Below are 7,773 nucleotides of genomic sequence, written 5' to 3'. Positions count from 1 at the left end.
CTGACTCTCAATTTCCGATTGCTCAATTCGCAAAGCATTTCTTTTTGACTATAATTTTACTCTGATGCTTCCGTTGAGCTTGCTCTATGCAGGAATTGGAACATCGATTACAGGCGTCATAACCAACATGAAAGTCCTTATATATACGCCGCTTTTGGCATTCTTTATCGGTTTGTATATGCTTGTAGTACTTGTTTCGGATGGCAATTCCACAGTATATTGGCATTTGTATTTCGGAATAGCCATTCTATTTATGATGATTATACCGGGACATATTATTAACAGAAATTCCAGACAACAATGCTTAAAGAATTAAATCCTCTGATACATTCTCAGTTGAGGCTTGCGATAATGACTCTTTTACTGTCTGTAGATGAGGCTGATTTTAATTATCTGAAAGAGAAAACCAATGCTACGGCAGGTAATATCAGTGTACAGCTCGATAAACTGAGCAGTGCAGGATATGTTGAGGTGACGAAAGAGTTTATCGGAAAGAAGACAAGAACTTCGTGCCGGATGACTGAGGCCGGTAGAAAGGCTTTTGAAGAATATGTGGCAGTGTTAAAGACGTATATTGATTTATAATAAGGTGAGGCAGTCCGGTGTCGGGTTGCCTTTCTGTTAGTAATATTCTTGTGAAAAATCATATCAATAAGTAGTCCTAAATAAAAAGATTGCGTGATTTTGTAATTTAATATCCGTAATTTCTTATATTTGCGTCATTAATAGATATGAAACCAAGAATTGTATGGAATGTAAATATAAAAGAATAGCTGTAAAGATTGGCAGTAATGTACTTACGAGAAAGGATGGTACACTCGATGTTACTCGAATGTCAGCACTCGTAGACCAGGTGGCAGAACTTCACAGGGCAGGAGCTGAAATAGTGCTTGTATCATCGGGAGCAGTGGCTTCCGGACGCAGTGAGGTGAAGCCTTTGCGTAAGCTTGACAGTGTAGACAGCCGCCAGTTGTTTTCGGCAGTAGGGCAGGCTAAGCTGATAAACAGATATTACGAACTGTTTCGCGAACATGGAATTACGGTAGGTCAGGTGCTTACAACCAAGGAAAGTTTCTCCACAAGGCGACATTATCTCAATCAGCGCAACTGTATGCAGGTGATGCTGGATAATGATGTTATTCCCATAGTAAATGAGAATGACACTATCTCTGTTACGGAACTTATGTTTACAGATAATGACGAGCTTTCAGGACTTATTGCTGCTATGATGGATGTTCAGGCATTGGTTATTCTGAGTAATATCGACGGTATCTACAATGGTGCTCCTTCACAGCCTGGAGTGACTGTTATAAGAGAGGTGGAACAGGGTAAGGACTTGTCGGACTATATCAGTACAGAGAAATCCGGATTCGGCAGGGGAGGTATGCTGACTAAAAGCAGTATTGCCCGTAAGGTGGCAGATGAAGGTATAACAGTGTTTATAGCCAATGGCAAGAAAGACAATATACTAGTTGATTTGATTTCCAATCCTGAAGAAACAGTTTGTACCAGGTTTGTTCCTTCGGAGAACGGTGTTTCAAGTATCAAGAAATGGATAGCGCATAGCGATGGATTCTCTAAAGGTAAGATTGTTGTCAATAATAAAGCTGCGGACAAATTGCGTGGTGACAAGGCAGTAAGCCTGCTTCCGGTAGGAGTGACAGATATAATAGGTGATTTTGAGAAAGATGATATTGTTACGATTGTAAATTCTGAAGACGAGAAGATAGGAGTTGGCCGTGTCAGTATGTCATCGGCAGATGCAAAGTCTGTTATAGGTATTCATGGAAAGCCTTATCTTGTACATTATGATTATTTATATTTAGAATAACTTTCATAATGTTATTCTTTTTACTATTTTTGTGGAAAATAACTTAAAGACTATGGTTGAACAGATAAAACAAATAGCAATGCGCCTTCAGGGATTGCGCGATGCTCTCGACCTGACAGTGGAGCAGGTGGCGGAAAAGATTGGAGTTACTCCGGAGAAATATATCGCTATGGAAAGTGGCGAGACAGATCTTTCGGTAAGTACACTTCAGAAGATTTCAACAGAGTTTGGCGTTTCTCTTGATGAACTTATGTTTGGTGAGGAGCCACATATGCGCTCATATTTTCTTACTCGCCGCGGGGCAGGTATCTCTGTGGAAAGAACCAAGGCATATAAATACGAATCGTTGGCTTCAGGCTTCAAAAACAGAATTGCTGATCCGTTTATCGTAACAGTAGAGCCAAAACCTGAAAGCACTCCTATATATTATAACACCCATTCCGGACAGGAGTTCAATATGGTGATTGAAGGTCGTCTGTTGCTGAATATCAATGGGAAGGAACTTATCCTCAATCCTGGCGACAGCCTGTATTTCGACTCCTCTCTTCCTCACGGAATGAAGGCGCTCGACGGAAACAATGTTAGATTCTTAGCGATAGTAATGCAATAATCAGATACGATATATATGTTAGAGAGATTTGTAAAACAGACACATTTTACCTCACAAGAGGATTTTATAAAGAACTTCAAAATAGAAGTTCCTGAAAACTTCAACTTCGGCTATGATGTTGTAGATGCGTGGGCAGCCGAAGAACCGGATAAAGAAGCGATATTATGGACAAATGATAAAGGTGCGTGCATCCATTTTTCGTATGCCGACCTGAAAAAATATACAGACCAGACAGCATCTTACTTTCAGAGCCTCGGTATAGGCCATGGCGACAAGGTTATGCTTATTCTGAAACGCCGATATGAGTTCTGGTATTCAATCATTGCTCTTCACAAACTTGGAGCTGTTGTAATTCCAGCTACACATCTTCTTACAAAGAAAGACATTGTTTACCGCTGTAATGCCGCATCTATCAAAATGATAGTTATGGCGGGTGAGGAAGTGATTACAAAGCATGTGATAGATGCTATGCCTGAGTCACCTACAGTAGAGAAGCTCGTAAGCATAGGGCCTGATATTCCTGAAGGTTTCCTTGATTTCCATAAGGGAATTGATAATGCTGCTCCTTTTGTACGTCCTGAACACGTAAATACCAACGATGATATATCATTGATGTACTTCACATCAGGTACTACAGGCGAGCCTAAGATGGTGGCACACGACTTCACTTATCCTTTGGGACATATTGTGACAGGAAGCTTCTGGCACAATCTTCACAAGGACAGTCTTCATCTTACTATTGCCGATACAGGATGGGGTAAGGCTGTTTGGGGAAAATTGTACGGACAGATGATAGCCGGTGCAACAGTCTTCGTATATGACCATGAGAAGTTTACTCCTGCAGATATTCTTCAGAAGATACACGACTATCATATCACATCACTTTGCGCGCCTCCTACAATATACCGTTTCCTCATCCGTGAAGACCTGTCGAAGTACGATCTTTCATCATTGGAATATTGTACTACTGCCGGTGAGGCTTTGAACTACTCAGTATATGAAACATTCCTCAAGATAACAGGAATACGCCTGATGGAAGGTTTCGGACAGACAGAGACGACGCTGACACTTGCCACGTTCCCATGGATGGAACCGAAACCGGGAAGTATGGGTGTGCCTAATCCACAGTACGAGATAGACCTTATAAAACCTGACGGACGCAGTGCAGAAGATGGTGAGCAGGGACAGATTGTGGTTCGTACAAACCATGGCAAACCATTGGGATTGTTCAAGGAATATTACCGTGCTCCTGAACTTACCCACGAGGCTTGGCATGACGGCATTTATTACACCGGCGATGTGGCATGGCGCGATGAAGACGGATATTACTGGTTCGTTGGACGTGCGGACGATGTAATCAAGAGTTCCGGCTACCGTATAGGCCCGTTTGAAGTGGAAAGTGCGTTGATGACACACCCGGCCGTAGTGGAATGCGCAATTACAGGTGTACCGGACGAAATCCGCGGACAGGTTGTCAAGGCTACAATTATCCTTGCCAATGATTATAAGGATAAGGCTGGCGATGCCTTGATAAAGGAACTTCAGGACCATGTGAAGCGTGTTACTGCTCCATACAAATATCCGCGTGTGATAGAGTTTGTAGATGAGCTTCCTAAGACTATCAGCGGTAAGATTCGTCGTGTGGAAATCCGTCAGAAGGACAATCAGTAATTGAAATAGTATAATAACAGAAAATCCCAAGGAGTACGATTATGTAACCTTGGGATTTTTTGATATTCGCTTTAAAGTATTATTTCTGTCTTACAAATATATTGATTGGTGTACCGCACAGTTTCCAGCGTTCTCTCATCTTGTTTTCCAGGAAACGTTTGTAAGGGTCTTTTACATACTGTGGCAAGTTTGCAAAGAATACAAACGAAGGAATCTGAGTGTTAGGCAGCTGTGTGATATATTTAATCTTGATATACTTACCCTTGTTTGATGGTGGTGGGTAAGCCTCTATCAGAGGCAGCAACTCTTCATTCAGGCGCGCAGTAGGTATTTTGGTTGTCTTTGCAGAGTAAACCTCTTTCGCAGCTTCCAGTACCTTAAGAATACGCTGTTTTGTCAGAGCCGATGCAAAGATTATAGGGAAGTCTGTAAAAGGAGCGAATCTGTTGCGGATAGCATCCTCGTAGTTCTTCATAACCTTTACAGTTTTATCCTCTACAAGGTCCCATTTGTTTACTACGACTACCAGTCCCTTCTGATTTCGCTGTATGAGACTGAAAATGTTGAGGTCCTGACCTTCGATACCTCTTGTAGCATCAATCATCAATATGCAGACATCAGAGTTTTCTATGGCACGTATAGAGCGTACAACTGAATAATACTCCAAGTCCTCGTTGATCTTGTTCTTCTTTCTGATACCGGCTGTGTCAACCAGGTAGAAGTCGAAGCCGAACTTGTTGTATCTTGTGTAAATAGAGTCGCGTGTAGTACCTGCGATTTCCGTTACAATATTTCTTTCTTCGCCGATGAATGCATTTACGATTGATGATTTTCCTGCGTTAGGTCTACCCACTACTGCAAATCTTGGAATATCTTCTTCGAATATTTCGTCTGCATCCTTCTTGAATTTCGATACTATAAGGTCCAGAAGGTCGCCTGTACCGAATCCGCTTAATGCAGATATACAGTAAGGGTCGCCCAATCCCAAAGAGTAGAATTCTGCCGAATTATATTGCAAATCATTGTTGTCAGTCTTGTTTGCAACCATCAATACAGGCTTCTTGGAGCGTCTGAGTATGCCTGCAACTTCCATATCCAGGTCGGTAACACCGTTCATTACGTCTACTACGAACAGTATTACATCAGCTTCCTCCATTGCCAGAAGAACCTGTTTGCGGATTTCCTCTTCGAAGATGTCATCCGAGTTTACAACCCATCCTCCGGTGTCGACAACAGAGAATTCCTTGCCGAGCCATTCAGCTTTACCATATTGGCGGTCGCGTGTAGTACCAGCCTGCTCATTTACTATAGCCTGGCGGGTTTTTGTCAAACGATTAAACAGTGTCGACTTTCCCACATTCGGGCGTCCGACGATAGCAACTAAATTTCCCATGTTTATAATAGTTTACGGCTGTCCCAGCCGGTGATTAATCTAATTGATAACCAAAATTCTTTAATTCCTTATCCGAACTTCTCCAGTCTTTGTCCACTTTCACGAATGTTTCCAGATAAATGGATTTCTTGAAGAAGTGTTCCAGAGTCTTTCTCGCTTCAGTAGCAACTTTTTTAAGGGCTTTACCCTGATGTCCTATTATGATTCCTTTCTGTGAATCACGCTCTACATAGATGACTGCATTTATACGGATGCTTTTTGCGTCTTCCTTGAATTGCTCCACTACTACCTCTACGGAATACGGAATCTCCTTGTCATAGTATAAGAGAATCTTTTCTCTTATTATTTCAGTGACAAAGAAGCGGGCAGGTTTGTCTGTCCATTGATCCTTGTCAAAATATGGTGGCGAGTCAGGAATAAGTTCCTTGATTCGCTTCATTACGACATCCACATTAAACTTTGCTATGGCTGATATAGGAATGATTTCCGCATTTGGAAGCATTTCGTGCCATTCTTCTACGAGTTTAATGAGGATATCCTGATTTATGAGGTCTATCTTGTTGATAAGCAGTATTACCGGAACTTTCATGTTACGCACTTTTTCCATAAAGTCGGTATTCTTGTCCGGTTTTTCTACTGTATCTGTTACGTATAGCAGGACATCAGCATCAACCAATGCTGATTCAGAGAAGTTGAGCATTGATTCCTGTAACTTGTAATTGGGTTTCAATACGCCCGGAGTGTCAGAAAAGACTATCTGCATATCGTCCGTATTCAGGATTCCCATTATACGGTGGCGTGTTGTCTGTGCCTTGAACGTTGCTATGGATATTCTTTCTCCTACCAGCAGGTTCATCAGGGTAGATTTCCCCACGTTGGGGTTACCGACTATATTTACAAATCCGGCTTTGTGCATAATATAAATTCTCGTAATACATACAAAAAAACGCATCTGTCAGGGATGCGTTTTTTGTATATTTGTTTTATTGATTCTCAAATATTACTTATTTCCGTCATAACCCCACTTGACATAAGCTGCTCCCCAGGTAAATCCGGCACCAAATGCAGTGAAGATTATGTTGTCTCCTTTTTTCAGCTTCTTTTCGTAATCCCACAAGCACAAAGGCAATGTTCCTGCACTTGTATTACCGAAATGCTGAATGTTGAGCATAACTTTCTCTATAGGTACACTTAGTCTTGAAGCTACAGCGTCAATAATTCTCAGGTTAGCCTGATGAGGAACAATCCAGTCGATATTGTCTTTGTTAAGACCGTTTCTTATGGCTATCTGTTCTGTTACATCAGACATGTTTGATACTGCATATTTGAAGACAGTTCTACCTTCCTGATACAGATAGTGCATTTTGTTGTCTATTGTAAAATAAGAAGGAGAGCACACAGAACCACCTGCTTTCATATGAAGGAAAGGAAGTCCTTTACCGTCTGTACGCAATATCGAATCCATTATACCATAGTCTTCAGTAGTAGCCTCTACCATACATGCAGCTGCACCGTCACCGAAGATAGGACAAGTGGCGCGGTCGGAATAGTTGACCATTGACGACATCTTGTCTGCACCTACTATGATAATTTTTTTATGTCTTCCTGACTGTATCATGCTTGCTGCTGTTTCCATTGCATACAGGAAACCGCTGCAGGCAGCCTGCAAGTCGAATGCATAAGCATTCTTAAGTCCCAACTTGTCGCATAGGATTGATGCTGTAGAAGGGAAATGGTAGTCAGGAGTAGTTGTTGCTACTATAACGCAGTCTATCGAATCCGGGTCAGAATTCGTTTTCTGCATCAGCTGTTTGGCAGCTTTACGTGCCATATATGAAGTTCCCAAACCTTCTTCGTTAAGAATACGTCTTTCCTTCACTCCGATACGGGTCATTATCCATTCGTCGTTAGTGTCGACCATTCTTGACAATTCTTCGTTTGTAAGAACATAGTCAGGTACATATCCCCCAACCCCTGTAATTACCGCATTAATCTTTTCCATTGTTTCAAATTTTAGTTTGAATCCTAAAAATAAAGCCGAAGAGCCGAAGCCCTCCGGCTTTATTTTTTCAAGAACATAAGCTGTTCATGACAAAGCACTGCCCGGATTAAAGAGCAGCTTCTTTTTCGATTGCTAATTTACCTCTGTAGTAACCACAAGCTCCACATACTGTGTGATACACATGCCATTCACCGCAGTTTGGGCAAATTGCTAAAGTAGGAGCAACTGCTTTATCGTGAGTTCTTCTCTTAGCAGTTCTCGTTTTT

The 7,773-nt window shown here is 41.6% G+C and carries 9 protein-coding genes; 4 read left to right on the top strand and 5 right to left on the bottom strand.

Annotated elements, in window-relative coordinates; all coding sequences use genetic code 11:
* Window positions 1–84 precede the first annotated feature (84 nt).
* The gene (locus tag QZ379_RS05735; RefSeq protein WP_291560520.1) at window positions 85–246 is read right to left on the bottom strand and encodes a hypothetical protein; all 162 of its coding nucleotides are present in this window, start codon (window positions 244–246) and stop codon (window positions 85–87) included.
* Window positions 247–300: 54 nt separating this feature from the next.
* Between QZ379_RS05735 and QZ379_RS05730 the strand changes: the two genes are divergently transcribed.
* The 4 genes from QZ379_RS05730 (at window position 301) to QZ379_RS05715 (ending at window position 4,112) form a co-directional block, all read left to right on the top strand.
* On the top strand, window positions 301–585 hold the full coding sequence (locus QZ379_RS05730) for a transcriptional regulator (protein WP_291560515.1): 285 nt from the start codon (window positions 301–303) through the stop codon (window positions 583–585).
* 163 nt (window positions 586–748) lie between these two features.
* A complete protein-coding gene (gene proB / locus QZ379_RS05725) occupies window positions 749–1,831 on the top strand; it encodes a glutamate 5-kinase (protein ID WP_291560509.1) in 1,083 nt (360 codons plus the stop codon).
* A 52-nt stretch (window positions 1,832–1,883) separates the two neighbouring features.
* On the top strand, window positions 1,884–2,441 hold the full coding sequence (locus QZ379_RS05720; protein ID WP_291560479.1) for a helix-turn-helix domain-containing protein: 558 nt from the start codon (window positions 1,884–1,886) through the stop codon (window positions 2,439–2,441).
* A gap of 15 nt (window positions 2,442–2,456) precedes the next feature.
* A complete protein-coding gene (locus QZ379_RS05715) occupies window positions 2,457–4,112 on the top strand; it encodes an AMP-binding protein (RefSeq protein WP_291560466.1) in 1,656 nt (551 codons plus the stop codon).
* Between the two features lie 79 nt (window positions 4,113–4,191).
* On the opposite strand, the gene der is transcribed toward QZ379_RS05715, so the two are convergent.
* The 4 genes from der to rpmF form a co-directional block, all read right to left on the bottom strand.
* Entirely contained in the window at window positions 4,192–5,505 is a 1,314-nt protein-coding gene (der, locus tag QZ379_RS05710) for a ribosome biogenesis GTPase Der (protein ID WP_291560461.1), read from the bottom strand.
* Between the two features lie 34 nt (window positions 5,506–5,539).
* On the bottom strand, window positions 5,540–6,421 hold the full coding sequence (gene era / locus QZ379_RS05705; protein ID WP_291560550.1) for a GTPase Era: 882 nt from the start codon (window positions 6,419–6,421) through the stop codon (window positions 5,540–5,542).
* Between the two features lie 84 nt (window positions 6,422–6,505).
* Window positions 6,506–7,507, bottom strand: coding sequence for a beta-ketoacyl-ACP synthase III (locus QZ379_RS05700; protein WP_291560454.1), 1,002 nt, complete (start codon window positions 7,505–7,507; stop codon window positions 6,506–6,508).
* 106 nt (window positions 7,508–7,613) lie between these two features.
* On the bottom strand, window positions 7,614–7,773 hold a 160-nt coding region (gene rpmF / locus QZ379_RS05695; RefSeq protein WP_291560533.1), incomplete at its 5' end, for a 50S ribosomal protein L32.

It is taken from the genome of Bacteroides sp. (assembly GCF_019417265.1).
In the GTDB taxonomy this organism is placed as follows: domain Bacteria; phylum Bacteroidota; class Bacteroidia; order Bacteroidales; family Bacteroidaceae; genus Phocaeicola.
Note: the sequence above shows the minus strand (reverse complement) of the source record. Positions and strands in the feature narration are given on the sequence as shown.